The organism is Sphingomonas hankyongi (assembly GCF_023516575.1).
Taxonomy (GTDB): Bacteria; Pseudomonadota; Alphaproteobacteria; order Sphingomonadales; family Sphingomonadaceae; genus Sphingomicrobium; species Sphingomicrobium hankyongi.
Genome location: NZ_JAMGBE010000003.1, coordinates 326,458 through 351,725 on the forward strand (window position 1 = coordinate 326,458; position 25,268 = coordinate 351,725).

Genomic DNA, 25,268 nt, shown 5'->3' on the forward strand with positions numbered 1-25,268 from the left:
GCTAGAGTCGTGCCGTGCTGCTCTCTGGGTGGAGCTGCGGCCGAATGAATTGAGAGTGGCCAGTCATAACTTCAATATGGACAACAAGCGGCTCGACACAAGGTTGCTCCCAGCCGCCCGCGATCGAAGGTGGATCGCTCGCGGGAAAGCTGTCCGCCAGCGCCTGATCGAGGAGCTTTTCGCGGTGGCTGATGACCTCGCTACGCATTGCCGAACTTACTAAGTCGTCACGAAGATGAGTGCGGGCAATCCGATGGTAAGGATCAATCCGAACATCAGCCCCTCGATCTTGTCCCTGGTTGTCAGGCGCTCGCTGGCTGTGTGCGTCGTCACTTCTGTCTCCTTTCATGATGAAGAAACTTATATCCGACGCGCTGGCGCAGGTGGCGTTGAAGTTCTTGACCTGAACCGCAGACTCTGCGGTGTTGCGGGCAAATGGCCGCAGACAACAATCTCGACCGAATCGACCGCCGAATCCTGGCAGCACTTCAGGCGGACGGGCGACTGACCAACCAGGCACTGTCGGAGCAGGTTGCGTTATCGCCGAGCGCCTGCCTGGCGCGCGTGCGAAGACTGGAAGAGAGCGGAGTGATCCGCGGCTACCACGCGCGGGTAGATCCGTTCGCCCTCAATGTCGGACTGGTCCTTTACGCGGAAGTTACGCTCAAGGGACACAGTCCCAATGATCTCGGCGGGTTCGAGCTTTTGATCCAGGATATTCCGGCCGTCGTCGAGGCGTCTCACATGACCGGCAACTATGATTATCTCTTGAAGGTCGTGGTCGCGGACATGCGCGAGTGGACCATGCTGGCCGAGCACATGACCAGCGCCGGAGTGGGCATCGACCGCATCAACACTCATGTGATGATGAACAAACCCAAGTTCTTCGTTAGGATACCCTGTCGAGAGCAAATGAGCGGTGCCTCGCTCATGTCCGAAATGGGTCGAAAGGAGACACCAGCGTCACGCGAGTGAATCGCGTCAACGGAGTCAGCTTCGCTAACGCGCTGGCGGAAGGTCGGCGTCTAGAAGCTGGATTCCCGCTTGCGCGGGAATGACGAATGGGCTTGGCAGCTCGATTGTTGGTCTAAGAACCACCGCATCTTCAGGCTGCGGCTCGTGTGCTTCAGCTTCCTCAAAGCGTTGACCTCCTGGCGTCGGTCGTCTCCGGCAATCTAGATTGCCTCTGACTCCCCTCGATCTCCCGGATACGCTCGCGGCTAACCGAGAACTGCTGCCCAACCTCTTCCAGCGCGAGATCGGTGTTCATGCCGATGTCAAAACCGGGCGGTTCTGTTACTGTTGTTTCCCAGTTGGACGGCCTTGCTTGTCGGCGGACAGGTGTCGCCCGTGTGCGCGGATCCAGGGTTCCGCCCGCCGGAGAGCGGCGATGGCTCATTATGCAACCGAATTCTCCATCCGCAGGCTGTGGACGATCTTCGCCGCCAGCATGGTCGTCATGTTCGGCGCGCTGCTCTTCTTCGGCCTGCAAATCTACTCAACGTCGGCCTGGCGATGATGGTGTTCCTGTCGCTGTTTCCGCAGGGGCTGTTCCAGGCCTACCAAAGCTTCACGCGCGATTATGCCTATGCGCGCAGCCCGGAGGTGATCCATTCGCCGGTGATGCAGGCGCTCGTCTGGGCGAGGGTTCCGGGCGACCTCGTCTTCACCGTCGGAGTCGTCGCCTTCACCTTGTTCATGCTGCGCGCCCTGTTCGGCGGCGAGAAGGCGAAAGCGACGCCATCCGCTCCGTCCGACGGGCTGCTCCAGCCCGCGGAGTAATCGCCACACATCCGGAGGCTAAGATGCGAAACACTGCGGTCGAAATCCTCGACACCCACCAGGTCATGGCGGTTTCCACCCTGCGGCCCGACGGATGGCCGCAGACCACGATCGTCGGCTATGTGAACGAAGGCCTCACGGTCTATTTCCTGGTCTTCCGGTCGAGCCAGAAACTTGCGAACATCCGCCGCGACATGCGCATTTCTGTTGCTGTCGGGGGCGAGCCGAGCGCGCTCGACCAGCTCACCGCGGTCTATGCCGCCGCGCACGCTGTCGAGATAAAGGATGCGGCCGAGCGCGACCGCGCGTGGACGCTGCTGCAGGAGCGGCACGGGAACCTCGCCGCCTTCGACCTTCCGGAGCAGACCGACGCGGCGATGATCAGGGCCACGCTGCAGCATGTCTCGGTGCTCGATTACCGCAAGGGCCCCGGACATATCGAGGACCTCTCGATCGGCGAGGACGGGACGCCGCGATACGATGCCCGGGAAGAACCGTGGGGCTCGTCAGCGCTGAAGCCGGGGATGATCCGGCAGAGCTGACGAACTACTGATCCAGGAACGACCTCATTTTACGGCTGCGGCTCGGATGCTTGAGCTTGCGCAAAGCCTTGGCTTCGATCTGGCGGATACGCTCGCGGGTGACCGAGAACTGCTGCCCGACTTCCTCCAGCGTGTGATCGGTGTTCATGCCGATTCCGAAGCGCATGCGCAGCACGCGCTCCTCACGCGGAGTTAGCGAGGCGAGGACGCGGGTCACCGTCTCCTTGAGATTGGACTGGATCGCGGCGTCGACCGGGATCACTGCATTCTTGTCCTCGATGAAATCGCCGAGGTGGCTGTCTTCCTCGTCGCCGATCGGCGTTTCGAGGCTGATCGGCTCCTTGGCGATCTTCATCACCTTGCGGACCTTCTCCAGCGGCATGGAGAGGCGCTCGGCAAGCTCCTCCGGAGTCGCTTCGCGGCCCGTTTCGTGCAGGAACTGGCGGCCGGTGCGGACGAGCTTGTTGATCGTCTCGATCATGTGCACCGGGATGCGGATGGTGCGCGCCTGGTCGGCGATCGAGCGGGTGATCGCCTGCCGGATCCACCAGGTCGCGTAGGTCGAGAATTTGTAGCCGCGGCGATATTCGAACTTATCGACCGCCTTCATCAGGCCGATATTGCCTTCCTGGATGAGATCCAGGAACTGCAGCCCGCGGTTGGTATATTTCTTGGCGATGGAGATGACGAGGCGGAGGTTGGCCTCGACCATTTCCTTCTTGGCGATGCGCGCCTCGCGCTCCGCCTTCTGGACCTGGTTGACGATGCGCCGGAACTCACCGAGCGAGGTGCCGGTGCCCTGAGCGATGTTGGCAATGTCCGAACGAACGCGTTCTACCGTGTCGCGCTCCGCGGCAGCGAAGGCGGCCCATTTCTTGTCGATCTTGGCGACGTCGTCGACCCAGCTCTCGTCGAGCTCGCGGCCCATGTAGTTTTCGAGGAAGCTCTTGCGCGGCACACGGTGGCGCTCGGCAAGGCGCAGCATCTGGCCGCCGAGCGCGGTCAGGCGGCGGTTGTAGCTGTAGAGCTGCTCGACGAGATATTCGATCTTGCTGCCGTGGAACTGGACGCTCTCCACTTCCGCGGTCAGCTGCTCGCGCAGCTTCTGATACTTCTTCTCCTCGGCGGCGGGGAATTCCTGCGCGGCCGCGAAGGCTTCCATGCGCGATCCCTGGACCTTGGAGAATTTCTTGAAGAGCGAGGTGATGGTGGCGAACTTCTCGAGCGCGGACGGCTTCAAAGTCTCTTCCATCTGAGCGAGGCTGAGGGTGTTGTCCTCATCCTCTTCCTCGGCCTGCGGCTGCGTGCGCCGCTCGACCATGTCCTCGTCGTCTTCGGACTTTTCCTCGGGCTCGTCCTCGACCTCTTCCTCTTCCTTGATCGAGGGGCCGGCGACCTTCTCGCTGATCTCGCCTTCGGCGCCTTCGCCTTCCTCGGTCTCGTTCAACTGCTCGGCGGTCGGGCCCTTGGACAGCATGGCTTCGAGATCGAGGATCTCGCGCAGCTGCATGCGGCCGTCGTTGAGCGCGTTCGACCATTCGATGATGGCGTTGAAGGTGATCGGGCTCTCACAGAGGCCCCAGATCATCGTGTCGCGGCCGGCCTCGATGCGCTTGGCGATCGCGATCTCGCCCTCGCGGGAGAGCAATTCGACGGCGCCCATCTCGCGCAGGTACATGCGCACCGGATCGTCGGTGCGGTCGACGGCTTCCTTCTTGACCGCGGCAGCGGGGCGGGGGCCACCGTCGTCGAGCGGGTCGACCTCGTCCTCGACGATGCTTTCGGCCTGCTTGTCTTCCTCTTCATCGTCGTCGTCGCCGCGATCCTCGCTCTCGACGACGTTGATGCCCATGTCGTTGATCGCGGACATGATGTCCTCGATCTGCTCGGACGACATCTGGTCCTGCGGCAGCGCCTCGTTGAGTTCGTCATAGGTGACGAAGCCGCGCTTCTTCGCACGCGCGATGAGCTTCCTCACCTGGGCGTCGTTGAGGTCGATCAGCGGGGCATCGCCCGCCTCGGCCGCTTCGACTTCTGTTGCTTCGTTTTTCGCCATAAGCCCTTGTTCTCTTTGGCCGCCGCTTAATCGGTGCCGGCAAGCTTCGCCAGCCTCTGTCTAAAATCCTGCTGCGCCGCGATCAGGCGCTGCTGTTCCTCCAAGGCCTCATCGGTGAAATCCCGCTTCAGCCTTTCCGTTGCATCCTCGAGGGCCTTTTCGACTTCTTCCGCCGCCGCGATGATCTCGACCGCCGCCGCCAGATCGCTTCGGGCGCGCTCGGGATCGCTGTCGCGTCGGGTAAAGGAAAAACCCATGGCGCGCTGGGCCCTCCCACCTGTTGGGCCACCCGTTGCTCCATCGGCGCCCAAGATAGTGCCGAGCGCGTCACGATCAAGCGCTGCGCCCGAGAAAGCGGCGTTGACCAGCTCGTCGCGGAGCTTCGCGGTGCCCTTGTCGGTGATGGCAAGCGCGGCGAGCTGCTCGCAATGGGCCGGCAGCTCCTCGGGGAAGTTGGCGAAGCCGAGGATGAGGGCACGCGCCGTCGGACCGTCGATACCGCTGGCGGCGATGGCGCGCGCCTGCGCACTTGCGGGCGGCGTCGGCGGAACGAACCTGCCCCTCTGGAACGAGCCGCGTCCGCTGTCGCGCGGGGCGAAGGGGCGCGGTGCTGCGGCCTGGCCCGGGCGGCGCTGCTCGTAGAAGCGGCTGAGCCAGTCCTCGCGGTAGATTCGGCCGAGGTCGGCATGGCCGATCGCGGCGGCGTGCTGGACGAGGCGCTGCTTGAGGCCGGCCCAGGCCTCCGGAGTAGTGAGCGGCTCGGTCTCCGCCTCGTGGCGCCACAGGCGCTCGACCAAAGGCTCCGGGGAGGCGAGCAGGACCTCCATCGCCTCGCGGCCGCCGGCTTTCACGACGTCGTCGGGGTCCTGGCCCGCCGGAAGCTCAACAAAACGCAGGGTGCGGTCGGGGCTGATAAGGGGCAGGGCGCGGGTCGCCGCGCGAATGGCGGCTTTGCGCCCCGCGGCATCGCCGTCGAAGCAGAGGATGGGGGAAGGATCGAGCCGCCACATCCGCTCCAGCTGCGCTTCGGTGACTGCAGTGCCGTTGGGCGCAACCGCTTCGGATATGCCTGCGCGGTCGAGCGCGATCACGTCCATATAGCCTTCGACCACGATCAGGCGCTTGGCGGCGCGGCTGGCAGGAGAGGCGAGGTCGATATTGTAGAGGGTTCGGCCCTTGTCGAAGAGCGGCGTATCGGGGGAGTTGAGATACTTGGGCTCGCCCTGGCCGAGAATGCGTCCACCGAAGGCAATCACGCGGCCGCGCGCATCGCGGATCGGGATCATCAGCCGTCCGCGGAAGCGATCGTAACTGTCACCGCCGTCATCGGGCTTGATGAGCATGCCCGTCTCGATGAGCTTGTCCTCGCCGAGCTTCTCGAGCGCGCGCTTGAGGGTCGAGCGGCCGTCCGGGGCGAACCCGATGGCGAAGCGCCTGACCGTGGCCTCGTCGATCCCGCGCCGCTTGAGGTAGTCGCGGGCTTCCGCACCGGCGAGACCCTGCAGCTGCTCGGCATACCAGGACGCAACTGACGCCATGACGTCAGTCAGTGACGCAGTGCGCTCGGCGCGCTCCTTCGCCTGTGGGTCAGGAGCTGGGACGTCCAAGCCCGCCTTGGACGCGAGCTCCTTCACCGCGTCCATGAAGGGCATGCCGCGATTGTCGGTCAGGAACCGGATCGCGTCGCCGTGCGCGCCGCAGCCGAAGCAATGGTAGAAGCCCTTGTCGTCATTGACGGTGAAGCTGGGCGTCTTCTCATTGTGGAAGGGGCAGCAGGCCTTCCACTCGCGCCCGGCGCGGATCAGCTTCACGCTCGGCGCAATGACCGCGCTGAGCACGGTCCTTGCGCGCAGTTCGTCAAGCCATGCGGGAGAGAGCGTCACGACTCGACCCTATGCGCGAATCATCGATCAGCAAACGACAGCGAAAAAGTTATCCACAGATCGCCACAGCGAACTGATTCCAAAGGATTCATAACGCTCCTGAAACAGGCTTTTTAAGGTTAATCTGTGCCCGTTCCGAAATAGTGCGCCGGGAGAGCGCGAAGCGGGACGATCAGAGGAGGGGGTTCTATGTTGAAAAAGATCGGCGGGCTCGCCCGCGCTATCTACATTCTACTCGCGATCGTAGCCGGTTTTGTTGCGTTGGGCATGATGGACGTTGCCCTGGTTCTGGTCGTGCTTGGCCTGATCGCGGGGCTTGCAATGCCGCGCGACAGAATGGTCATGGCCGGCGTGCTCCTGCTGGCCTTGCCGGCCCTCGGAGCGGCTCTCACCCATGTACCTGCGATCGGCGCGCAGCTCGCAGCAGTGTGCGGCAATCTCCAGCTGGGAGTCGCCGGCGCGCTGGCAACGGCTCTTGCTATCATGCTGTACGAACTCGTGATGGAAGGCGTCATGGGTCTGACAGGCGGAGCGGGCGCTGGAACGCCAGCCGCAGCAACGCACTAAGCCTTAATCAACGCTTCGGCCCCGCCGCTCTCCGCTGCGGGGCCTTTTTCGTGCATCCGCTAGGAGAGGGCCGCCTTGACCAGCCCGGACGCCCGTGCAGGCTCGATCGACGCGCCGAGGCGCTCCTTCACCAGGGCCATGACCCGCCCCATGTCCTTCATCGAGCTGGCACCAGTCTCGGCGATGATCTCGCGGATCTTCGCTTCCGCTTCATCGTCGGACATCTGCGCGGGCAGAAAGCGCTCGATCACGCTGATTTCGGCTTCTTCTAGCGCGGCGCGGTCCTCGCGGCCGCCCTTGCGATAGATGTCGGCGCTTTCGCGGCGCTGCTTCACCATCTTCTGCAGGACTTCGATGACGAGAACGTCATCGTCCTTGGGCGCGCCGCCGGTCCGCGCCTCGATGTCGCGGTTCTTGATCGCCGCTTGCATCAGCCGCAGCGTCTGGGTGGACTCTCTGTCGCCGCCCTTCATTGCGGCGATCGTGGCAGCCTTAATGTCGTCCCGGATCATCGGTTCGCCCTAGCGAGCGAATAATCCGCTGACCAGCGTTGACCGGGCGCGGCAAAGCGCATAGCGGCAACGCCTTAGCGACATCGCTGCAAACCCTTTTGACGGAAGGCTCTTCCCGCCATGGCCGACGCACGACCTGCACCCGCGCCCCAGCCCCAGGGTGCGACGGGAGTCGTGGTCTTCGCCGATGGCCGCGTCGTGTGGGGTCAGGGCTTCGGCGCCGAGGGCGAGGCTGTCGGGGAACTGTGCTTCAACACCGCGATGACGGGCTATCAGGAGGTCATGACCGATCCTTCCTATGCGAAGCAGGTCATCGCCTTCACCTTCCCGCACATCGGCAATGTCGGCGCCAATGACGAGGACGTCGAAGCGGCGGAAGCCCATGCGCTTGGCTGCCTGGTGCGAGAAGTGGTCACAGAGCCTAGCAATTATCGGGCGAATTACGGCTTTTCGGACTGGATGAAGAAGTGGGGCCGGATCGGCATCGCGGGTGTCGATACGCGGGCGCTGACCAAGCTGGTCCGCACCGAAGGCCCGCCGAATATCGCGATCGCCCATCATGCTGACGGCAAGTTCGACCTGGATGCCCTGCAAGAGCTGTCCGCCGACTGGCCCGGCCTGGAGGGCATGGACCTGGCGAAAGACGTCAGCCGCCTGCAGGTCGAGCGCTGGAGCGGCGGCAAGTGGGCCTGGGGGCAGGGCTATGAGATGGGCGGAGACGACGAGAGCCGCCCGCACGTCGTCGCGGTCGATTACGGCAACAAGCGCAACATCTTCCGCAACCTCGTCGAGGCCGGAGCGCGAGTGACGGTTGTCCCGGCGACCGCAACCTTCGAAGAGATCATGGCGCACGAGCCCGACGGATTCTTCCTGTCGAACGGGCCCGGAGACCCCGCAGCGACCGGCGAATATGCGGTCCCGGTGATCCGGAAGATGCTGGAGACCAAGAAGCCCTTGTTCGGCATCTGCCTCGGCCACCAGATGCTGGCGATCGCTGTCGGCGGCAGGACGAGCAAGATGTTCCAGGGCCATCGCGGCGCCAACCATCCGGTGAAGCGGCTTGCCGACGGCCGGGTCGAAATCACCAGCATGAACCACGGCTTCGCGGTCGAGCGCGAGGGCATGCCGGACAATGTGCGGGAGACGCACATCAGCTTGTTCGACAATTCGAATTGCGGAATTGAACTGACTGACCGTCCCGCGTTCAGCGTGCAGTACCACCCGGAAGCTTCACCGGGTCCTCAGGACAGCTTCTACCTGTTCCAGAGGTTCGTGAGCAGCATCACGAAGGAGGCATGAGCATGCGCATTTCCATTTTCGCGGCAGTGGCACTCTTTGCGACACCTCTTCCCGCGCAGGAGATCGTCGAAGTGCCGGCCAGCAAGGCTGGCGTCGCGCTCCCGGAGGACATTTTCGGATTGCCGCAGGGGCAATGGTATATGGCGAAGCAGGTATCCCAGGGAAATGAACCCTGTACGCCCGATGCCTGCGAAGCCGGCTTCAATTCCGGCAATCTGGTCGTGAGCGTCGAGCACGCCGGCAAGTTCACACAGGTGATCGCGGGGTTCCGGGGCTGCCAGTCGGTTGCTTTCCAGGAACTGGAGACAGGCGCGAGCCCGGGAAAATCGCGGCGCGGCGAGTTGTCCAACCTGATCAAGAAGGTCGTGAAGGCAGCCGAGCAGAGCTGCAAGTTGAAGGCGCCGGAGGTCCCGAAGCTGGATGTGGCTGCGCTATATCCCAAGGCGGCGACGTGAGGCCGAGGACGTTAGCTGTTCCAATGCTTGCCGCGGGCCTTTCGGCCTGCGTCACTTCGGCGCGGCTGCATGAGCAGACCGAGCTCAATTCCGTCGGGCAGCGCTGCGGGCTCGCGCTTGGCGAGCTGTTCCAGGACGAGAGCGAAAAGAGGCTGCTGTTCATGGTCAAAGTGGAGCCGACGCCGCAGCAGCGCGCCTGCGTGGCCAAATGGGCCCGCAAGAACGGCCTCAAGACCGTCTTCGTCGACAATATCGCGTTTCCAGAGAGTTGATGCCCCAAGCCGATGCCTAAGCGTACAGACATATCTTCCATCCTGATCATCGGCGCCGGCCCGATCGTCATCGGCCAGGCGGCTGAGTTCGATTATTCCGGAAGCCAGGCGGTCAAGGCACTGAAAGCCGAGGGATATCGCGTCACCGTCGTCAATTCGAACCCGGCGACGATCATGACCGACCCGGAACTGGCCGACGCGACGTATATCGAGCCAATCACGCCGGCGATCGTCGCCAAGATCCTGGAGAAGGAACGCCCGGACGCCGTGCTTCCCACGATGGGCGGGCAGACGGCGCTGAACACCGCCCTCGCTCTCTACAAGGATGGAACGCTCGACCGGCTCGGGATCGAGCTGATCGGCGCCAATGCGGATGCGATCGAGAAGGCGGAGGACCGGCTCAAGTTCCGCGAGGCGATGGACCGGATCGGCCTGGAAAGCCCGAGGTCCGCGATCGCGCACAGCCTCGAGGAGGCCCTGGCCGCTCTCGAGCATGTGGGACTCCCCGCCATCATCCGCCCGAGCTTCACATTGGGCGGCACGGGCGGTGGAATCGCCTATAACCGCGACGAGTTCGTCCAGATCGTAGCGGGGGGCCTGGAGGCCAGCCCGACCACCGAAGTGCTGATCGAGGAATCGGTGCTCGGGTGGAAGGAATATGAGATGGAAGTCGTGCGCGACCGCGCCGACAACGCCATCATCATCTGCTCCATCGAGAATATCGACCCGATGGGCGTCCACACGGGCGATTCCATCACCGTTGCGCCGGCACTCACGCTGACCGACAAGGAATATCAGAGGATGCGCTCCGCATCCATCGCCGTGCTGCGTGAAATCGGCGTGGAAACAGGCGGTTCCAACGTCCAGTTCGCGGTCGATCCGAAGACTGGCCGAATGGTCGTCATCGAGATGAACCCGCGCGTCTCACGCTCTTCGGCGCTGGCCTCGAAGGCCACCGGCTTTCCCATTGCGAAGGTCGCCGCGCGTCTCGCCGTCGGCTACACGCTCGACGAGATCGCCAACGACATCACTGGAGGCGCGACGCCGGCAAGCTTCGAGCCGACGATCGACTATGTGGTGACGAAGGTCCCGCGGTTTGCGTTCGAGAAGTTCCGCGGAGCCGATGCGATCCTGACCACGTCGATGAAGTCGGTTGGCGAGGTGATGGCCATCGGCCGCAACTTCCAGGAAAGCCTGCAAAAGGCGCTGCGCGGCCTCGAGACGGGTCTTTGCGGGCTCGACCGGGTGCGGGACCTCGAAAACGCCGATCCCGCGACGATCGAGAGCCAGCTCGCGCGGCCGACGCCGGATCGCCTGCTCGTCGCCGCCGAGGCGCTTCGGCAGGGCTTCACGGTCGCGCGCATCAACGAGATCGCGGGCTTCGATCCCTGGTTCCTGGAGCGGCTGCAGGAAATCGTGTTCGCGGAAGAGGAAGTGCGGATGCACGGACTTCCGCAGGACGCGGCGGGGATGCGGCGCCTGAAGGCCATGGGTTTCTCGGACGGGCGGTTGGCGCAGCTTGCGCTTCGGTCCGCGCACATGGACCGCGAAATGAGCGAAGCCGTCGCTGCCGGCGGCGGCGGAATGGTCCATAGCGCCGTCAGGATGATGACTGGCGGCGTGACCGAGGGCGAGGTCCGGGCTCATCGCCACAAGCTGGGCATCCGTCCGGTGTTCAAGCGGATCGACAGTTGTGCTGCCGAGTTCGACGCAACGACGCCCTATTTGTACTCGACCTATGAAGCGCCCTTGTTCGACGAGCCCGAGGACGAGGCCGAAGTTTCGGGCCGCAGGAAGGTCATGATCCTCGGCGGCGGGCCCAACCGGATCGGCCAGGGGATCGAGTTCGACTATTGCTGCTGCCATGCCGCTTTCGCGCTCGGGCGCGACCGCGAAGGCCAGCAGGGCGCCGGATTCGAGACCATCATGGTCAATTGCAATCCGGAAACGGTGTCGACGGATCCGGACACGTCCGACCGGCTCTATTTCGAGCCGCTGACGGCGGAGGACGTACTGGAGATCGTCCGGCGCGAGCAGGAGAAGGGCGAGCTTCTCGGCGTGATCGTTCAGCTCGGAGGGCAGACGCCGCTGAAGCTCGCCGCGGAACTGCAGGCGGCGGGCGTGGCCATACTCGGCACCTCGCCCGACAGCATCGATCTTGCGGAAGACCGGGAGCGGTTCGCGGCGCTAGTCGCCAAGCTCGACCTCAAGCAGCCGGCGAACGGCATCGCAAGGAGCCGCGAGGAAGCGCTGAGAGTCGCCGAGCGCATCGGTTATCCGGTGCTGCTCAGGCCGTCATATGTGCTGGGCGGCCGAGGCATGGAGATCGTCGACGGCCCGCAGCAGCTAGATCATTATATCGCGACCGCGGTCCAGGTTTCGGGATCCTCGCCGGTCCTGATCGATCGCTATCTCCGCGATGCGATCGAAGTCGATGTTGACGCGATCTGCGACGGCGACTCTGTCGTGGTCTGCGGCGTGCTCCAGCATATCGAGGAGGCCGGCGTGCACTCCGGCGACAGCGCCTGCGCGATCCCGCCGCACAGCCTCGATCGCAGCGTCGTGCAGGAGATAGAGCGCCAGACCCGCGAACTCGCGATTGCGCTAAAGGTGCGCGGGCTGATGAACGTGCAGTTCGCCGTGAAGGACGCGGAGGTCTACCTGATCGAGGTGAATCCGCGCGCGAGCCGCACGGTGCCGTTCGTGGCCAAGGCCATCGGCAAGCCAATTGCGAAAATCGCGGCGCGCGTGATGGCAGGAGAGAAGCTCAAGGGCGAGATCCAGCACGCGTTCGACTATATCGCCGTGAAGGGGCCGGTATTTCCCTTCGCGCGCTTCCCCGGCACCGATCCGGTACTTGGACCGGAAATGAAGAGCACCGGCGAAGTCATGGGAATCGACCGGGATTTCGACATCGCATTCGCCAAGGCCTTGCTTGGAGCCGGCATGATCCTGCCGCAAGGCGGAACGGCCTTCGTTTCGGTTAAGGACGCGGACAAGGACAATATCCTGCCGGCGGTCGAGAAGCTGATCGAGCTTGGCTTCGCGATCATCGCCACAAGCGGTACCGCCGCGCACCTTCAGTCCAAGGGCCTTCCAGTCGAGGTGGTGAACAAGGTCGCGCAAGGACGGCCGCACATCGTGGACAAGCTGCTCGACGGCGATGTGGACCTCGTTTTCAACACGACCGAGGGCTGGCAGTCGTTGAAGGACAGCCATTCGATCCGGGCGACGGCCCTCAACCGCAAAGTGCCGTATTTCACGACGGCCGCGGCAAGCCTGGCCGCGGCGCGCTCGATTGAGGCGGTGCGGGGACATGCGCTTGAAGTCGCCTCGCTCCAGTCCTATTATTCCGCCTCCCCCGACTGAGCCTCCACCACAGTTTTGTACCTCGGCCGCGGGCCCTTCGGCCACGCTGAGGAAAGTTTTGAAAAGGGATTTCGACATGGCCAGTGCCGATAAGGTGCCAATGCTTGAAGAAGGGCACCGCAAGCTCAACGACGAGCTGAGGCGGCTCAAGAGCGAGGAGCGGCCCGCGGTGGTCGAGGCCATCGAGGCTGCCCGGGCGCACGGCGATCTTTCGGAGAACGCCGAATATCATGCGGCGAAGGAGCGTCAGGGCCATATCGAAGCGACGATCGCGGACCTCGAAGACCGCCTCAGCCGCGCGATGGTCATCGATCCCAAGAGCCTGTCGGGCGACAAGGTGGTGTTCGGCGCAACCGTGACCCTGCTCGACGAGGACGAGAAGAAGGTGAAGTACCAGCTCGTCGGCCAGGTCGAGGCGGACGCCAACCAGGGGCGGATCAGTTACAATTCACCGCTCGGTCGCGCGCTTATCGGCCGCCAGGTCGGAGAGGAGGTCGAAGTCTCGACCCCGTCCGGCGACCGCTATTACGAGATCAAGAAGATCGAATTCGTCTGATCCGGGCGATGGACCGGATCCCCCGCACCGCAACGGTCGCGATCAGCGCCTTCACGGTGCTGGCGTGGCTGATCACGTCCATCGCCTTTCCCGGAGAGGCGGCGATGGTCCTGGGGTTCACGCCGGCGCGCCTGAGCGGCGGAGATGTCCCTTGGGCGGTGATTCCCGCTTTCCTGACGCCACTGACCGCGACGATCGCGCATGCCGGACTGGTGCACATCGGCTTCAACATGCTGATGCTGGCGTGGTGCGGGATGGCGGTCGAGCGTGTGCTGGGCCCATGGGGTCTGATCATCCTCTACGTGGTCGGCGCCTATGCAGCGGCCGCGGGCCAGTGGCTGGCGGACCCAATGGGCGTGATCCCGATGTCCGGCGCAAGCGGAGCGGTCAGCGCGGTGCTCGGGGCCTACTCGCTCAGCTTCGGCAGAGCCAAGCAACTGACCCGATCCGTGCGCGTCAATCGCTGGCTCAACTCCGCCTGGTTGCTAGTCGCCTGGGTAGGTCTGCAACTCGCCATTGGATGGCTTGCGGGGGTCCAGGGTGTGTTGCTGGCAACCCCGGCGCATATCGGCGGCTTCCTCGCGGGAATCCTGCTGCAGCGGCCGCTGCTGCTGTGGCGCTATCGGCGGGCTTAAGCCGATTCTCTAGGCCGCGATATTCCCTCGGCGTCAGGCTCGAGCAGCCGATGCAAATGCACGACAACATATTTCATCTCGGCATCGTCGACTGTGCCTTGCGCACGACCGCGCCACGCGTCCTCCGCGGCGGCATAGCTGTCGTAGATGCCAACGAGGTCGATGCTGTCGAGGTCGAAATCGAGTCCGCGAGGATCTTTCACCCGCCCGCCAAAAACGAGATGCAGCTTGCTCATGGCCGCTCGCTAGCGAACCCCCCGCCCAGCCTCAAGACCGCGACTTGGCGGCGTCGAAGGCCGATTGGGCGGATGCCTTGGCGGCTTCGGACACGCCCTGGAACAGCGAGCGGAGCGTTTCCTCGCCTTTTTCGCGCGTGATCCCCAGTTCCTGGAGTCGCTGCGATCCGGTTTCACGCGCAGCATCTGCAGCCGCCTTTGCACTTTCGCGCAGCCGGCGAGCAGTCGGACGGACGGCTCGGGTCTCCGCCTGGGTGCGCGGCAACAGAGCGGCAATCAGCGCGCCGGCAGCAATTCCGCCCGCAAGCGCGATGAACGGCGCTTCGCTCAGGCCGTCCGCGGCGCGGCGACCGGCATTCTCGTAGGCCTCGATCGCACGCTGGCGGGGGGAGCGACTGGCGTCGCCGCGGCCCTGGCCATTCTCGGCGGGATCATACTCACTCATTCTACTGCCTCCGTCTTATCCTGTTTCTGAGCGGCCTTGCGGGCCTTCCTGGTTTTGCGCTTGGTGCTGACGCCGTCGACGACGTTGCTCGCCAGATCCATCAACGGTTCGCGCGCAAGGAACATGGTGATTGCCGCAACGATCCCGGTGGTGGTGAGTGGCCGTGCCTTCACGGCATCGACAGCATCTTCGACCAGATCCGCGCCCTTCGTCTTCGCGCCTTCCCATGCATCGCGGGTCAGGGTCTTGGGACTGAGCCGCTCCTGAAGCTCATGGGCCGTGCCCATCAGCTTGGAGCGGGCGCGTGCGGTTTCGATCCGCGCGGCGGCGACTTGCGGGCTGTCCGGTTTTTCGCTGGCGGTCGTCATAGATCGCGCCTCAGCCGCTGCACGCCATACCAGGCGAGCCCGCCGGCGATGCAGCTGAAGAGAAGGAATGTCACAAGCCCGGCGACGACGGTTCCCAGAAGCCACACGAGCGCTCCGAACAACGTGAAAGCGAGCATGACGACCGCAGCCTGCAGAATGAGCAGGGCGGCAAAAAACAGGCCAGCGGGGAGCGCCAGCGCCTTTCCCTTCGCCGTAGCAATCGCCTTGGCGAGACCAATCTCGGCCCGAGCATAGGACTTACCGTCCTCGATCAGATCGTGGACGATGTCGCCTACGGGCCGTTCCGCGCGCGGCGGTGGCGACTGCTCGCTCGGCTTCAGCATCAAGCCTCGTCGTCGTCCTCATTATCCGAGCCGAGGCCGCTCTTAACGAGCCTCGCCACGACGAAACCAACCACTGCGGCACCGGCCAGTGCAATGCCAGGGCTGTTGCGGATGAAATTGCGAGTGTCCTCGATCAATTCGTCCGGGTCCTTTTCTGCGATCGTATTGGCCACATTCTCGATCGCTCCTGCGGCGCGGCGGGCATAGTCGCCATATTCGGCGCCTAGCCGCTCCTCGATCCCGTCCGCGGTATCGCCGACCATGCGAGAGACGTTCGCGAGCGCCTCGGACGTGCGCTCCAGGCCCTGGGTGACGAGGCCGCGCGCACGCTCGCCGGCCTGGCTGCTCAACTGTTCGCGGCCGCTCCGAAGGCGGTCGGCAAGTGCAGTTCCGGAGCTGGAGCCCGCGGATGCGGTATCTTCAACCGTGATCGTTCCTGCATCATCGTCGCTCTCGCGGTCGGTCGCGATCGACCCGGTGTTCGCGGCGCCTTCGATCACCGTGTCAGTCCCGTCCGGCAAAGTATCGTTCCTGTCATCACCAGCTTGTTGGATCATGAGCGAGTTCCTCCTTTGCCGGTTTCAACCCTGCCGCACGACGCTCGTTCCGGCCTTCCGCAGCGAAAGTTGCACAGCCGGACGCCGTGCCTATACGGCCTCACCAATACACCCCCATCATTACGCTTCCGCAAAAAGGAATGCCATGACTGCCATTATCGATGTCCATGCCCGCCAGATCCTAGACAGCCGGGGCAATCCGACAGTCGAAGTCGACGTCACGCTTGAGGACGGGAGCATGGGTCGAGCAGCTGTGCCGTCCGGAGCTTCGACCGGGGCGCATGAAGCGGTGGAACTGCGGGACGGCGACAAGGATCGCTGGGGCGGCAAGGGTGTCCAGAAAGCGGTTCAGGCAGTGAACGGCGAGATCGCGGAAGAGATTGTCGGGATGGACGCCGAGGATCAGGGCGAGCTGGACGCGGCGCTGCTCGCGCTCGACGGAAGCGAGAACAAGGGGCGCCTTGGCGCGAACGCTATCCTTGGTGTTAGCCTTGCGACAGCCAAGGCGGCCGCAGATGCGCTCGGCATTCCACTCTATCGCTATGTCGGGGGAGTCGACGCGAGCCTGCTCCCCGTGCCGATGATGAACATCCTCAACGGCGGAGCGCATGCCGACAACGGCATCGATTTCCAGGAGTTCATGGTCATGCCGGTCGGCGCTCCGACCTTCGCGGAGGCGCTCCGTTGCGGAGCAGAGATTTTCCACGCGCTCAAAAGTGCATTGCACGAGGCCGGACTCGCCACGGGCGTGGGCGACGAAGGCGGTTTCGCGCCGAACATCGCGTCCGCCCGCGAAGCACTCGACTACATCGGGAAAGCCGTCGAGACGGCAGGATACCGGATCGGCGATGAAGTCCTCCTGGCGCTGGACTGCGCCTCAACCGAATTCTTCAAGGACGGCAGCTACCAGATGACCGGGGAGGGCCGCAGCTTCTCTCCCGCGGAGATGGTCGATTTCCTCGCCGACCTCGCTTCTGCTTATCCTATCGCGTCGATCGAGGACGGCATGGCCGAGGACGACATGGAAGGCTGGAAGGCGCTGACCGATCGCCTGGGTGACCGAGTCCAGCTCGTCGGCGATGACCTCTTCGTCACCAGCACGAAGCGGCTTCAGCAGGGCATCCAGGACGGTATCGCCAACTCGATCCTAGTGAAGGTCAACCAGATCGGAACGCTGACGGAGACCATCGAAGCGGTCCGCCTGGCGCAAACCTCCGGCTACACCGCAGTGATGTCGCATCGTTCCGGCGAGACGGAGGATTCGACGATAGCCGACCTCGCGGTCGCCTTATCGACGGGGCAGATCAAGACCGGAAGCCTGGCTCGTTCGGACCGCACGGCCAAATATAACCAGCTGCTTCGGATCGAAGAAGAGCTCGGCGACGTCGCGCGCTATCCGGGGCGTGGGGCCGTCAAAGCATATTCCGCCGCCTGATCCACAACTTATTCCCGAATTATCAACCGGATCATCCATTTCCGCTTGCGTTCGCGACTCCTTCGTGATTCTCTCTAAGCGCGATGGGAGGATCGAAGCGCATCTCCGGCCTGATCCGCCGCGCGGCGATGCCCGCGCTGGCGCTGATCGTTGTCGGCACTTTCGCGGGACATGCCGTCGCCGGACCCAATGGGTTGTTGGCCTGGGGCGGATATCATCGCGCGCTCAAGGAACGGCAGGCCGAGCTTGCGCAGCTCGAACAGGAACGCGCGCAACTCCGTCATCGGTCGCAGCTGCTCGATCCCCGCAAGGCCGACCCCGACATGGCCGATGAGCTTGTCCGGAAGGACCTTGGACTCGTCCGTCCGGACGAAGTCGTCATTCCGCTCGACTAGGGCTCCACGAATTCGGCAGTTGCGCGGGAATGCAGCGGGCGGCAGTCTGGATCGTCAGCAAAAGGGGGTTTTGATGCGGCATATGTGCGCGCTCCTGGTCGCAACCGCGATCACCGCTTCCGCTTGCCAAAAGACGCAAACGCCAACGGGAGGCACGGAAGGTGCGGCGCCGGTGACCCAAGCAGCCTTGGTGGAGCGCGGGAAATATGTCGCGACGATCATGGACTGCGCCGGATGCCATAACCGCGGCAGCTTCAGCCCGAAGCCGGAGGAGGGACATCTCGAAGGTGGCACGATCGGCTTCGAGGTCCCCGGCCTGGGCGTCTTCTACCCTCCCAACCTCACGCCGGATGCAGAGACCGGGTTGGGGCGGTGGACCGAGGCCGACATCATCAAGGCAGTGCGCACCGGCCAACGCCCCGACGGACGCGAGCTGGCGCCGGCCATGCCATGGCACGCTTATTCGGCCTTGAGCGACGAGGATGCGAAGGCGTTGGCCGCCTATCTGAAGTCCATGCCACCCGTGAAGAATGCGGCTCCCGCGCCCGGGCCGAAGGAAAAGGCGCCGCGGCCTTATGTGACTGTGGTCGCGCCGGACGGTCACTAGCGCATGCTCGGGCCGGGGCCGGTTGCCGCCCGGCCAAGCGCCTCCTATAGACCGCGCCGCTTCCAACTTGAGAGAGATCGCCGTGGCGCGAACCGCGAAGAAGGCTGCTGCTCCGGCAGCGCAGCAGGAACCCCAGATCGAGCGTCCGCCGCAGCCAAAGCGCTATGAGGCGACAAAGGACGAGCTGCTGCAGTTCTACCGCGAGATGCTGCTCATTCGCCGCTTCGAGGAGCGCGCGGGGCAGCTTTACGGCCTCGGGCTGATCGGCGGCTTCTGCCACCTGTACATTGGCCAGGAGGCGGTCGGCGTCGGCCTCCAGAGCGCGATGACGGTCGGCAAGGATAGCGTCATCACCGGCTATCGCGACCATGGCCATATGCTGGCCTATGGCATCGATCCCAAGGTCATCATGGCGGAGCTGACCGGGCGCGCCGCCGGCATTTCCAAGGGCAAAGGCGGCTCGATGCACATGTTCAGCGTGGAGCACGGCTTCTACGGCGGCCATGGCATCGTCGGCGCGCAGGTCAGCCTCGGTACCGGCCTGGCGCTGAAGCACCAATATAGCGGTGACGGCGGAGTGTGCCTGACCTACTTCGGCGACGGCGCTTCGAACCAGGGCCAGGTCTACGAAAGCTTCAACATGGCGAAGCTGTGGAACCTGCCGGTCATCTACGCGATCGAGAACAACAAATATGCGATGGGCACCAGCGTTCAGCGATCGCATTCCGAGCCGTTGCTCTACCGACGCGGCGAGAGCTTCAGGATTCCCGGCATCCAGGTCGACGGCATGGATGTTCTCGCAGTCCGCGGGGCCGCCGAGGTCGCCCTAGAATGGACGCGCGGTGGCAAGGGCCCCATCATCCTGGAGTTGATGACGTACCGCTATCGCGGCCATTCGATGTCCGACCCGGCCAAGTACCGGACGCGCGAGGAAGTGCAGGACATGCGGGAGCATCGGGACCCCATCGCGCATGCCGAACGCGACCTTGCTGCAATGGGCGTCAAGGAAGATGAGCTGAAAGCCATCGACAAGGAGATAAAGGATATCGTGGTCGGCGCCGCCAAGTTCGCTGAAGACGCACCCGAACCGGAAGCGTCGGAATTGACCACCGACGTGCTGGTGGAGAGCTACTGATGGCGACCGAGCTCAAGATGCCCGCTTTGTCCCCGACCATGGAGGAGGGGACGCTCGCCAAATGGCTGGTGAAGGAGGGCGATGACGTCAAGTCGGGCGACATCCTGGCCGAGATCGAGACCGACAAGGCGACCATGGAATTCGAAGCGGTCGACGAGGGGAAGATCGCCAAGATCCTGGTCCCGGAAGGAACGGATGGGGTGAAGGTGGGGCAGCCCATCGCGCTGCTTGCTGCTGACGGCGAGCAGGTCAGCGACGCCGGATCGGCAACGCCGACCGCGGACACTCCCAAACCGGCGATGAAGGAAGAGCCCGCGATACCCGCGCCGGAGTCCCAACAGGCCGAAGCCACGCCGACGCCGCATGTATTCGAGACCGCGGCTCGCGATCTCGTGGCCGACGTGGCTGCGACGCACGACGAGCCGGAGGTGCCGGAGGGAACGCCGCTAGTGAGCTCGACGGTTCGCGAGGCGCTGCGCGACGCCATGGCGGAAGAAATGCGCAAGGACGAGCGCGTCTTCGTCATGGGCGAAGAGGTCGCCGAATATCAGGGCGCCTATAAGGTCACGCAGGGCCTGCTCGAAGAGTTCGGAGCGAAGCGCGTGATCGACACGCCGATCACCGAATATGGCTTCGCCGGCATCGGGTCGGGCGCGGCGATGGGCGGGCTGCGTCCCATCGTCGAGTTCATGACCTTCAACTTCGCGATGCAGGCGATCGACCACATCATCAATTCGGCCGCCAAGACCAATTACATGTCGGGCGGACAGATGCGCTGCCCGATCGTGTTCCGTGGGCCAAATGGCGCAGCTGCTCGCGTGGCCGCGCAGCACAGCCAGAATTACGGACCGTGGTACGCCAGCGTTCCCGGCCTAGTCGTGATCGCGCCGTACAGCGCGGCCGACGCCAAGGGCCTGCTGAAAGCCGCCATTCGCAGCGAAGATCCGGTCGTGTTCCTCGAGAACGAGCTGCTCTACGGCCAGCATTTCGACGTCCCGCAGATGGACGATTACGTGCTGCCGATCGGCAAGGCCCGGGTCGTGCGCCCGGGCAAGGATGTCACGATCGTCAGTTATTCTATCGGCGTCGGCGTGGCGCTCGAGGCTGCTCAGGAGCTGATGGGGCAGGGCATCAATGCGGAGGTCATCGACCTTCGAACGCTGCGCCCACTCGATAAGGCCACGGTGCTCGAAAGCCTGAAGCGCACCAATCGGATGGTCGTGGTGGAGGAGGGCTGGCCAACCTGCTCGATCTCCTCGGAGATCATCGCAATCGCGATGACCGAGGGCTTCGACGACCTCGACGCGCCGGTCATGCGCGTCACCGATGCGGACGTTCCCCTGCCTTATGCGGCGAACCTCGAGAAGATCGCGCTCATCAAAGCCTCCGAGGTCGTCGAAGCGGTGAAAGCGGTCACCTATCGCTGACGATCCGCTCGGCGCCGACCGTCGACTGGCGCTGACCCACGTGCCCCCGGCTCGCCGTCGAGCCGTTGAGGCGCTGTTCCTCATCGATGCGGCAATGGGCGATGTCGTCAGGACAACCCGAGAACCGCAGCTCGGGCCGATACGGCTTGCCTGGTGGCGCGAACGGCTGGAGGAGCTCGACGCGGGAGCAGCAGCCCCGGCGGAACCGCGGCTTCAGACGGTCCACAGCGAGCTCTTGGCCCGTGGGGTTAGCGGACGCGACCTGGCAGGGCTCGAGGGCGGCTGGCTGCGGTTGTTCGACCCATTCCCTTGGGACGTCGCCACGAGCGAAGCGATCTGGTTCAGGGGCAATCTCCTGTTCGGACTCGGCGCGCGGCTGCTCGGCAAGGCGGACGAGCATATCCAGGCCGCGGGCGGCCTTTGGGCGCTGGTCGACGCCGCACGGCATTGTAGCGACGAAGCCTCCCGCCTCCTGCTCCTGAAACAAGCGCGGACGTTCGCGCGCGGGCTGTCCGCCGTGCAGTTCCCTGCATTCCTCAGGCCCTTGTCGATGCTGGCTGCGCTGGCGATTCGCGACATCGGCAAGGGCGAGCCTTTCGAGACGGAAGGAACGCCGGCGCGCGCCGCGGTGATGCTGGTGCACCGTTTGCGGGGACGCCTGCCCAAGTTGACATAAGCGCCGGCGTAACTGAGGAAACAGCGGTGCCGAATCTCCTACCGAAGGAGGTTTCAGTGCTGCGTTTCCTGGCGGGGGCTATCGCCTCATTCCTTCTGCTAACCGGCGCTTTTCTCCTTTGGCAGAGCCATGCCGAGCAGGGACCTGCGCTCCCACCTGCTCCACCACCACAGTCGGCAAGTCCTTCAATGCTGAAGCCGCTGAAGGCACCCGAAGCAACGCCGCAAAGCCGCGAGGCCCGGCGGTTCAGCCGCGCCGACAAGGACAAGAACGGCCGCGTGGAGCGAGAGGAGCTGCTTGGCCTGCGTCGGAAGGCGTTCGCCAAGCTCGATACGAACCGCAACGGTTCGCTCAGTTTCGAGGAATGGGCGATCAAGTCTATCGACAAGTTCCAGGGAGCAGATCGCGACCGTTCGGGTTGGCTGACACCCGCGGAATATGCGACGACAGCGCCTCCGCCGCCCAAGAAGAAGCCGACGTGCGCCTGTGACTAGGCCTCGTCCGAGACCGGCGCCACCACTCGCGGCCAGTTCTGTTCGACCACGCGGCGCAAGTGCGTCCGGCTGACCGGAATTTCCATGCCATTGCTGAGCTTCAACCAGCGTTTGCCGCTTCGAATGAAGCTTCCGGCGACCGCGCCGCTCGCGACCCACCAACTGCGGTGGACCTGTAGGCCTTCACGCGAATCCAGTTCGGCAATCGCATCGCTGAAACGATGCAGTATCAGGGTCGAGCCCGACTTATGATGGATCCGGACATAATGATCCTCGGACTCCAGGGCGACGAGGTCGGCGCGCAGCGATTGCGGAACGCGTCCACCGGCTCGCGGACCCGTTTCTTCCCCCGCCGCTAAGGAGGGCAAATCATTGTTCGGCTCGGACGAGGTCCACGCCTGAATTGCCACGATTATTCCCTGAACCGCGACGACCGCCAGGAACAGCATTGGGAGATTGCCGATCGTGATGACCCGGCTTGGCCGGACTTGCACCAGCGCCCAGCTGACGATGAAGGTCTGCGGCAATCCTGAAAGCAGGGCGATTGAGATCGTCCGAAGAATGACTTTCTGCGGCCTTGGGCCGATGAGCCTGGCGGCCGCGAGCGCGAGCAGATAGCCAGTCCCGACGAGCGACAGCCAGAACAGGGCGCGAAGCCCCGGGGACATCGAAGCCTGCGACCCGAACGGGCCCAGAAACGCGAGCAGAAGGCCGAGAACGATCGCCGCCAGCACGTGACGCCTCCATCCACCCGTCGATTCGCGAATCGTGAACTGCATTGGCCGTGGCTTAGCGAAGGCTGCGCGTCGCTTCACGAAATTCGCCTTTGCTGCGGTGAAGTTGCCAGCTTCATGCCGCCCAACACGGGAGGAGCTTAAAATGAAGAATCGCTGGATGTGGGCAGCTGGCCTGGCGCTCTCATTGGCCGTTTCGGGCACTGCGAACGCCAAGGGCATCGAAGGACTTTGGAGGTTCGACATCATCAATCCGGGGGGCACGACCTTGGGCGCCATGACCATCCAGACGCGCGATACCGTCCAGCGGCAAGCGAACGCGCAACATGACTGGGCGATTGCGAAGGGCCGGGGAAGCGACGCTTCGCGTGCGACCGCGCATTCACGCGACAAGGAGCAGCCGAACCTCACGGGCTACACCGGCTTCGCGATGACCGACCAGGGCGGCCACGCACTTCCGATCGAAAGCATCGACATCCAGGGCGGCGCGATGACCATGGTCGTCAATTCGCCGCGAGGACTCGTCATCTTCAAGGGGACGATCGATGCGGAAGCAACGCGCTTCGACGGCAAGCTGACCTATCACAATGGCCAGGTGTACGACATGCGCGGAGTCAAGCAGGAGCGACTGCTAACCCCCTAAGGAGCCTGACATGAGCCGAGGTGCGACTGCTAGAGCTTGCTAAGGCGGCTCGAAGCCTTACAGCGCCGGAATGACTTTAAAATCACTGACTTACACCAGCCTTGCTCGGCTTGACCTGACAGCGGACGATCTGGAGGCGATCCATCGGACCGCGCGCGATGTGAACGCCCTCGAAGGCGTCACCGGCCTTCTGATCTTCAACGGCACGCATTTCCTTCAGATCATCGAGGGATCGCCGGCCGCGATCGATGGGCTTGTGGAGCGGCTGCGGCAGGATCGTCGTCACAGCGGTCTCGAGGTTCGAGACGAGCGGGAAGTCTCCGAACGAAGCTTCCCGGATTGGTCCATGGAACTGGTGAGAGTCAGCGCGAGCTTTTTCGAAGCCAAGGAAACAGTGTCCGATCGCCTTCCCGAGACGATCTCCGATCCGGTTCGCGACCGAGTCATCCGGATGACGGAGGCGATCTCGGGAACGGTAAGCTTCTAGGCGAGCTCCGCCGAGCGCACGCTGTTCCGCCATTCGGCGAACGCCGAGCGCGCTCGATCCGTATACATCTTCTTCCGGTCGGCTTTCTTCGTCCTTCCGGGGATGGGAGGCATCAGGCCGAAGTTGACGTTCATCGGTTGGAACGTCTCGGCATCGGCGCCGCCGGTGATATGTCCCAGCAGTGCCCCCAAGGCAGTCTCGACCGGGGGAGGCGGCAAGGTTTCACCGCGCAGTTCAGCTGCGGCGAAGCGAGCCGCAAGGATGCCCACGGCGGCGCTTTCGACATAGCCTTCGCAGCCGGTGATCTGGCCGGCGAACCTAATGTTGGGCTTGGACTTCAGGCGCAGCTCTCCGTCCAGCAGCCGGGGAGAGTTGATGAAGCTATTGCGATGGATTCCGCCAAGCCGCGCGAACTCGGCGCTTTCGAGGCCAGGGATCGTGCGGAAGATGCGTACCTGCTCGGCATGCTTTAGCTTGGTCTGGAAGCCGACCATGTTCCACAAAGTGCCGAGCGCATTGTCCTGCCGAAGCTGGACGACCGCATAAGGCCACCGACCCGTCCGAGGATTATCGAGCCCGACACCCTTCATGGGTCCGTAACGGAGCGTTTCGATGCCGCGTTCCGCCATGACCTCGATCGGCATGCAGCCCTCGAAATAGGGCGTGTCCTTCTCCCAATCCTTGAACTCGGTCTTCTCGCCGGCATTCAGCGCGGCGACGAAGTCGTCGTACTGCTGCTTGTCGAGGGGGCAATTGATGTAGTCCTTCCCGCCCTTGTCCCAGCGCGCGGCCATCCAGGCCACCTCCATGTCGATGCTGTCGCGATGGACGATCGGGGCGATTGCATCGAAGAAGGAGAGGGCGCCTTGGCCTGTCTCCTCCGTGATCGCTTCGGCGAGTCTCGATCCGGTCAGCGGCCCTGTCGCAATGATTGTCGGATGGTGAGGAAGAATATCCACTCTCTCTCGCACGACCGTGATGTTCGGATGCTGCTCGATCGTTCGCGTGACCTCAGCCGCGAACGCTTCGCGGTCGACGGCCAGTGCCGAACCCGCCGGAACCCGGTGCAAGTCCCCCGCACGCATTATCAATGAGCCGAGCGCTCGCATCTCCTGGTGCAAGAGGCCCACGGCATTGTGCTCTGCATCGTCGGAGCGAAAGCTGTTCGAGCAGACCATCTCAGCGAGCCGGTCAGTCTCGTGCGCGGGCGTCATTTCGCCTCCACCGCGCATTTCGCTCAAGCGGACGCGCAAGCCAGCCTCTGCGAGCTGCCACGCGGCTTCGCTTCCGGCGAGCCCGCCACCGACGATGTGAATGTCGAAGATCACGCGGGAGCGGTTAGCCCCGCTAGAGCCGT

The 25,268-nt window shown here is 63.9% G+C and carries 30 protein-coding genes and 1 pseudogene; 20 read left to right on the forward strand and 11 right to left on the reverse strand.

What is annotated here, in order from left to right:
* Positions 1 to 435: 435 nt before the first annotated feature.
* Positions 436 to 975 carry an Lrp/AsnC family transcriptional regulator gene (locus LZ538_RS10085; RefSeq protein WP_249831885.1) on the forward strand — a complete coding sequence of 180 codons (540 nt, stop codon included), beginning with the start codon at positions 436 to 438 and terminating at the stop codon, positions 973 to 975.
* 50 nt (positions 976 to 1,025) lie between these two features.
* Here the strand turns inward: LZ538_RS10085 and LZ538_RS10090 are convergent.
* Positions 1,026 to 1,282: pseudogene (locus tag LZ538_RS10090) on the reverse strand (hypothetical protein); the annotation flags it as partial.
* Positions 1,283 to 1,390: 108 nt separating this feature from the next.
* Here LZ538_RS10090 and LZ538_RS13295 point away from each other — a divergent pair.
* The 3 genes from LZ538_RS13295 to LZ538_RS10100 are packed head-to-tail and all read left to right on the forward strand — an operon-like array spanning position 1,391 to position 2,324.
* Complete coding sequence (locus tag LZ538_RS13295; RefSeq protein ID WP_283937753.1) at positions 1,391 to 1,519, forward strand: hypothetical protein; 129 nt, start codon at positions 1,391 to 1,393, stop codon at positions 1,517 to 1,519.
* A complete protein-coding gene (locus tag LZ538_RS10095; protein ID WP_249831886.1) occupies positions 1,516 to 1,782 on the forward strand; it encodes a hypothetical protein in 267 nt (88 codons plus the stop codon). The genes LZ538_RS13295 and LZ538_RS10095 overlap by 4 nt, the downstream gene beginning before the upstream one ends.
* A 23-nt stretch (positions 1,783 to 1,805) precedes the next feature.
* Positions 1,806 to 2,324 carry a pyridoxamine 5'-phosphate oxidase family protein gene (locus LZ538_RS10100; protein ID WP_249831887.1) on the forward strand — a complete coding sequence of 173 codons (519 nt, stop codon included), beginning with the start codon at positions 1,806 to 1,808 and terminating at the stop codon, positions 2,322 to 2,324.
* A gap of 4 nt (positions 2,325 to 2,328) precedes the next feature.
* Here the strand turns inward: LZ538_RS10100 and rpoD are convergent, their stop codons facing one another.
* Together rpoD and dnaG are read right to left on the reverse strand one after the other, a co-directional pair.
* Positions 2,329 to 4,380: an RNA polymerase sigma factor RpoD gene (gene rpoD, locus LZ538_RS10105; protein ID WP_249831888.1), complete on the reverse strand. Its 2,052-nt coding sequence runs from the start codon at positions 4,378 to 4,380 to the stop codon at positions 2,329 to 2,331.
* Positions 4,381 to 4,406: 26 nt separating this feature from the next.
* Positions 4,407 to 6,263 carry a DNA primase gene (gene dnaG, locus LZ538_RS10110; protein ID WP_249831889.1) on the reverse strand — a complete coding sequence of 619 codons (1,857 nt, stop codon included), beginning with the start codon at positions 6,261 to 6,263 and terminating at the stop codon, positions 4,407 to 4,409.
* A gap of 189 nt (positions 6,264 to 6,452) precedes the next feature.
* Between dnaG and LZ538_RS10115 the strand changes: the two genes are divergently transcribed.
* A complete protein-coding gene (locus LZ538_RS10115; protein ID WP_249831890.1) occupies positions 6,453 to 6,830 on the forward strand; it encodes a hypothetical protein in 378 nt (125 codons plus the stop codon).
* Between the two features lie 59 nt (positions 6,831 to 6,889).
* Here LZ538_RS10115 and LZ538_RS10120 read toward each other — a convergent pair whose 3' ends face one another.
* Positions 6,890 to 7,342: a GatB/YqeY domain-containing protein gene (locus LZ538_RS10120; protein ID WP_249831891.1), complete on the reverse strand. Its 453-nt coding sequence runs from the start codon at positions 7,340 to 7,342 to the stop codon at positions 6,890 to 6,892.
* 120 nt (positions 7,343 to 7,462) lie between these two features.
* Between LZ538_RS10120 and carA the strand changes: the two genes are divergently transcribed.
* From carA to LZ538_RS10150, 6 genes are all read left to right on the forward strand, one after another.
* Positions 7,463 to 8,641 (forward strand): glutamine-hydrolyzing carbamoyl-phosphate synthase small subunit, encoded by a 1,179-nt coding sequence (carA, locus tag LZ538_RS10125; RefSeq protein WP_249831892.1) that lies wholly within the window; start codon positions 7,463 to 7,465, stop codon positions 8,639 to 8,641.
* A gap of 2 nt (positions 8,642 to 8,643) precedes the next feature.
* Positions 8,644 to 9,096 (forward strand): hypothetical protein, encoded by a 453-nt coding sequence (locus LZ538_RS10130; RefSeq protein WP_249831893.1) that lies wholly within the window; start codon positions 8,644 to 8,646, stop codon positions 9,094 to 9,096.
* Complete coding sequence (locus LZ538_RS10135; RefSeq protein WP_249831894.1) at positions 9,093 to 9,368, forward strand: hypothetical protein; 276 nt, start codon at positions 9,093 to 9,095, stop codon at positions 9,366 to 9,368. Before LZ538_RS10130 ends, LZ538_RS10135 begins: the two co-directional genes overlap by 4 nt.
* A gap of 12 nt (positions 9,369 to 9,380) precedes the next feature.
* Positions 9,381 to 12,737 (forward strand): carbamoyl-phosphate synthase large subunit, encoded by a 3,357-nt coding sequence (gene carB, locus LZ538_RS10140; RefSeq protein WP_249831895.1) that lies wholly within the window; start codon positions 9,381 to 9,383, stop codon positions 12,735 to 12,737.
* A 76-nt stretch (positions 12,738 to 12,813) separates the two neighbouring features.
* Positions 12,814 to 13,293 carry a transcription elongation factor GreA gene (gene greA, locus LZ538_RS10145; RefSeq protein ID WP_249831896.1) on the forward strand — a complete coding sequence of 160 codons (480 nt, stop codon included), beginning with the start codon at positions 12,814 to 12,816 and terminating at the stop codon, positions 13,291 to 13,293.
* A gap of 8 nt (positions 13,294 to 13,301) precedes the next feature.
* Positions 13,302 to 13,928 (forward strand): rhomboid family intramembrane serine protease, encoded by a 627-nt coding sequence (locus LZ538_RS10150; RefSeq protein ID WP_249831897.1) that lies wholly within the window; start codon positions 13,302 to 13,304, stop codon positions 13,926 to 13,928.
* Here LZ538_RS10150 and LZ538_RS10155 read toward each other — a convergent pair.
* From LZ538_RS10155 to LZ538_RS10175, 5 genes are read right to left on the reverse strand one after another with little or no spacing between them, the layout of a single operon-like run.
* Positions 13,925 to 14,164, reverse strand: a complete 240-nt coding sequence (locus LZ538_RS10155; protein WP_249831898.1) for a DUF4170 domain-containing protein — start codon at positions 14,162 to 14,164, stop codon at positions 13,925 to 13,927. The genes LZ538_RS10150 and LZ538_RS10155 overlap by 4 nt on opposite strands.
* A gap of 31 nt (positions 14,165 to 14,195) precedes the next feature.
* Positions 14,196 to 14,609, reverse strand: coding sequence for a hypothetical protein (locus tag LZ538_RS10160; RefSeq protein ID WP_249831899.1), 414 nt, complete (start codon positions 14,607 to 14,609; stop codon positions 14,196 to 14,198).
* Positions 14,606 to 14,977 carry a DUF3618 domain-containing protein gene (locus tag LZ538_RS10165; protein WP_249831900.1) on the reverse strand — a complete coding sequence of 124 codons (372 nt, stop codon included), beginning with the start codon at positions 14,975 to 14,977 and terminating at the stop codon, positions 14,606 to 14,608. The genes LZ538_RS10160 and LZ538_RS10165 overlap by 4 nt, the downstream gene beginning before the upstream one ends.
* Positions 14,974 to 15,321, reverse strand: a complete 348-nt coding sequence (locus LZ538_RS10170; protein ID WP_249831901.1) for a phage holin family protein — start codon at positions 15,319 to 15,321, stop codon at positions 14,974 to 14,976. The genes LZ538_RS10165 and LZ538_RS10170 overlap by 4 nt, the downstream gene beginning before the upstream one ends.
* Positions 15,321 to 15,878, reverse strand: a complete 558-nt coding sequence (locus tag LZ538_RS10175; RefSeq protein ID WP_249831902.1) for a hypothetical protein — start codon at positions 15,876 to 15,878, stop codon at positions 15,321 to 15,323. The genes LZ538_RS10170 and LZ538_RS10175 overlap by 1 nt, the downstream gene beginning before the upstream one ends.
* Before the next feature lie 145 nt (positions 15,879 to 16,023).
* Here LZ538_RS10175 and eno point away from each other — a divergent pair, with 145 nt between their 5' ends.
* From eno to LZ538_RS10210, 7 genes are all read left to right on the forward strand, one after another.
* Positions 16,024 to 17,313: a phosphopyruvate hydratase gene (eno, locus tag LZ538_RS10180; protein WP_249831903.1), complete on the forward strand. Its 1,290-nt coding sequence runs from the start codon at positions 16,024 to 16,026 to the stop codon at positions 17,311 to 17,313.
* Between the two features lie 83 nt (positions 17,314 to 17,396).
* Positions 17,397 to 17,708 carry an FtsB family cell division protein gene (locus LZ538_RS10185; protein WP_249831904.1) on the forward strand — a complete coding sequence of 104 codons (312 nt, stop codon included), beginning with the start codon at positions 17,397 to 17,399 and terminating at the stop codon, positions 17,706 to 17,708.
* 73 nt (positions 17,709 to 17,781) lie between these two features.
* Positions 17,782 to 18,315 (forward strand): c-type cytochrome, encoded by a 534-nt coding sequence (locus LZ538_RS10190; protein ID WP_249831905.1) that lies wholly within the window; start codon positions 17,782 to 17,784, stop codon positions 18,313 to 18,315.
* 82 nt (positions 18,316 to 18,397) lie between these two features.
* Positions 18,398 to 19,450, forward strand: a complete 1,053-nt coding sequence (gene pdhA, locus LZ538_RS10195; protein WP_430741973.1) for a pyruvate dehydrogenase (acetyl-transferring) E1 component subunit alpha — start codon at positions 18,398 to 18,400, stop codon at positions 19,448 to 19,450.
* The gene (locus LZ538_RS10200; protein WP_249831906.1) at positions 19,450 to 20,877 is read left to right on the forward strand and encodes a pyruvate dehydrogenase complex E1 component subunit beta; all 1,428 of its coding nucleotides are present in this window, start codon (positions 19,450 to 19,452) and stop codon (positions 20,875 to 20,877) included. Before pdhA ends, LZ538_RS10200 begins: the two co-directional genes overlap by 1 nt.
* Before the next feature lie 40 nt (positions 20,878 to 20,917).
* On the forward strand, positions 20,918 to 21,553 hold the full coding sequence (locus tag LZ538_RS10205; protein ID WP_249831907.1) for an isoprenoid biosynthesis enzyme family protein: 636 nt from the start codon (positions 20,918 to 20,920) through the stop codon (positions 21,551 to 21,553).
* 188 nt (positions 21,554 to 21,741) lie between these two features.
* A complete protein-coding gene (locus LZ538_RS10210) occupies positions 21,742 to 22,047 on the forward strand; it encodes an EF-hand domain-containing protein (RefSeq protein ID WP_249831908.1) in 306 nt (101 codons plus the stop codon).
* Here the strand turns inward: LZ538_RS10210 and LZ538_RS10215 are convergent.
* The gene (locus LZ538_RS10215) at positions 22,044 to 22,826 is read right to left on the reverse strand and encodes a LytTR family DNA-binding domain-containing protein (RefSeq protein WP_249831909.1); all 783 of its coding nucleotides are present in this window, start codon (positions 22,824 to 22,826) and stop codon (positions 22,044 to 22,046) included. The genes LZ538_RS10210 and LZ538_RS10215 overlap by 4 nt on opposite strands.
* Positions 22,827 to 22,926: 100 nt before the next feature.
* Here LZ538_RS10215 and LZ538_RS10220 point away from each other — a divergent pair, with 100 nt between their 5' ends.
* Both LZ538_RS10220 and LZ538_RS10225 read left to right on the forward strand, forming a co-directional pair.
* Positions 22,927 to 23,424, forward strand: coding sequence for a hypothetical protein (locus tag LZ538_RS10220; protein WP_249831910.1), 498 nt, complete (start codon positions 22,927 to 22,929; stop codon positions 23,422 to 23,424).
* Positions 23,425 to 23,494: 70 nt separating this feature from the next.
* The gene (locus tag LZ538_RS10225; RefSeq protein ID WP_249831911.1) at positions 23,495 to 23,911 is read left to right on the forward strand and encodes a BLUF domain-containing protein; all 417 of its coding nucleotides are present in this window, start codon (positions 23,495 to 23,497) and stop codon (positions 23,909 to 23,911) included.
* Here LZ538_RS10225 and trmFO read toward each other — a convergent pair.
* Entirely contained in the window at positions 23,908 to 25,239 is a 1,332-nt protein-coding gene (trmFO, locus tag LZ538_RS10230; RefSeq protein ID WP_249831912.1) for a methylenetetrahydrofolate--tRNA-(uracil(54)-C(5))-methyltransferase (FADH(2)-oxidizing) TrmFO, read from the reverse strand. The genes LZ538_RS10225 and trmFO overlap by 4 nt on opposite strands.
* Between the last annotated feature and the right edge of the window lie 29 nt (positions 25,240 to 25,268).

Excerpts from the sequence above, each read along its gene's own strand:
- LZ538_RS10085 (WP_249831885.1), top strand. The coding sequence starts at position 436 with ATGGCCGCAGACAACAATCTCGACCGAATCGACCGCCGAATCCTGGCA.
- LZ538_RS13295 (WP_283937753.1), top strand. The coding sequence starts at position 1,391 with ATGGCTCATTATGCAACCGAATTCTCCATCCGCAGGCTGTGGACGATC.
- LZ538_RS10095 (WP_249831886.1), top strand. The coding sequence starts at position 1,516 with ATGATGGTGTTCCTGTCGCTGTTTCCGCAGGGGCTGTTCCAGGCCTAC.
- LZ538_RS10100 (WP_249831887.1), top strand. The coding sequence starts at position 1,806 with ATGCGAAACACTGCGGTCGAAATCCTCGACACCCACCAGGTCATGGCG.
- rpoD (WP_249831888.1), bottom strand. The coding sequence starts at position 4,380 with ATGGCGAAAAACGAAGCAACAGAAGTCGAAGCGGCCGAGGCGGGCGAT.
- LZ538_RS10115 (WP_249831890.1), top strand. The coding sequence starts at position 6,453 with ATGTTGAAAAAGATCGGCGGGCTCGCCCGCGCTATCTACATTCTACTC.
- LZ538_RS10120 (WP_249831891.1), bottom strand. The coding sequence starts at position 7,342 with ATGATCCGGGACGACATTAAGGCTGCCACGATCGCCGCAATGAAGGGC.
- carA (WP_249831892.1), top strand. The coding sequence starts at position 7,463 with ATGGCCGACGCACGACCTGCACCCGCGCCCCAGCCCCAGGGTGCGACG.
- LZ538_RS10130 (WP_249831893.1), top strand. The coding sequence starts at position 8,644 with ATGCGCATTTCCATTTTCGCGGCAGTGGCACTCTTTGCGACACCTCTT.
- carB (WP_249831895.1), top strand. The coding sequence starts at position 9,381 with ATGCCTAAGCGTACAGACATATCTTCCATCCTGATCATCGGCGCCGGC.
- greA (WP_249831896.1), top strand. The coding sequence starts at position 12,814 with ATGGCCAGTGCCGATAAGGTGCCAATGCTTGAAGAAGGGCACCGCAAG.
- LZ538_RS10150 (WP_249831897.1), top strand. The coding sequence starts at position 13,302 with ATGGACCGGATCCCCCGCACCGCAACGGTCGCGATCAGCGCCTTCACG.
- LZ538_RS10155 (WP_249831898.1), bottom strand. The coding sequence starts at position 14,164 with ATGAGCAAGCTGCATCTCGTTTTTGGCGGGCGGGTGAAAGATCCTCGC.
- LZ538_RS10160 (WP_249831899.1), bottom strand. The coding sequence starts at position 14,609 with ATGAGTGAGTATGATCCCGCCGAGAATGGCCAGGGCCGCGGCGACGCC.
- LZ538_RS10165 (WP_249831900.1), bottom strand. The coding sequence starts at position 14,977 with ATGACGACCGCCAGCGAAAAACCGGACAGCCCGCAAGTCGCCGCCGCG.
- LZ538_RS10170 (WP_249831901.1), bottom strand. The coding sequence starts at position 15,321 with ATGCTGAAGCCGAGCGAGCAGTCGCCACCGCCGCGCGCGGAACGGCCC.
- LZ538_RS10175 (WP_249831902.1), bottom strand. The coding sequence starts at position 15,878 with ATGATCCAACAAGCTGGTGATGACAGGAACGATACTTTGCCGGACGGG.
- eno (WP_249831903.1), top strand. The coding sequence starts at position 16,024 with ATGACTGCCATTATCGATGTCCATGCCCGCCAGATCCTAGACAGCCGG.
- LZ538_RS10185 (WP_249831904.1), top strand. The coding sequence starts at position 17,397 with ATGGGAGGATCGAAGCGCATCTCCGGCCTGATCCGCCGCGCGGCGATG.
- LZ538_RS10190 (WP_249831905.1), top strand. The coding sequence starts at position 17,782 with ATGCGGCATATGTGCGCGCTCCTGGTCGCAACCGCGATCACCGCTTCC.
- LZ538_RS10200 (WP_249831906.1), top strand. The coding sequence starts at position 19,450 with ATGGCGACCGAGCTCAAGATGCCCGCTTTGTCCCCGACCATGGAGGAG.
- LZ538_RS10210 (WP_249831908.1), top strand. The coding sequence starts at position 21,742 with ATGCTGAAGCCGCTGAAGGCACCCGAAGCAACGCCGCAAAGCCGCGAG.
- LZ538_RS10215 (WP_249831909.1), bottom strand. The coding sequence starts at position 22,826 with ATGCAGTTCACGATTCGCGAATCGACGGGTGGATGGAGGCGTCACGTG.
- LZ538_RS10220 (WP_249831910.1), top strand. The coding sequence starts at position 22,927 with ATGAAGAATCGCTGGATGTGGGCAGCTGGCCTGGCGCTCTCATTGGCC.
- LZ538_RS10225 (WP_249831911.1), top strand. The coding sequence starts at position 23,495 with ATGACTTTAAAATCACTGACTTACACCAGCCTTGCTCGGCTTGACCTG.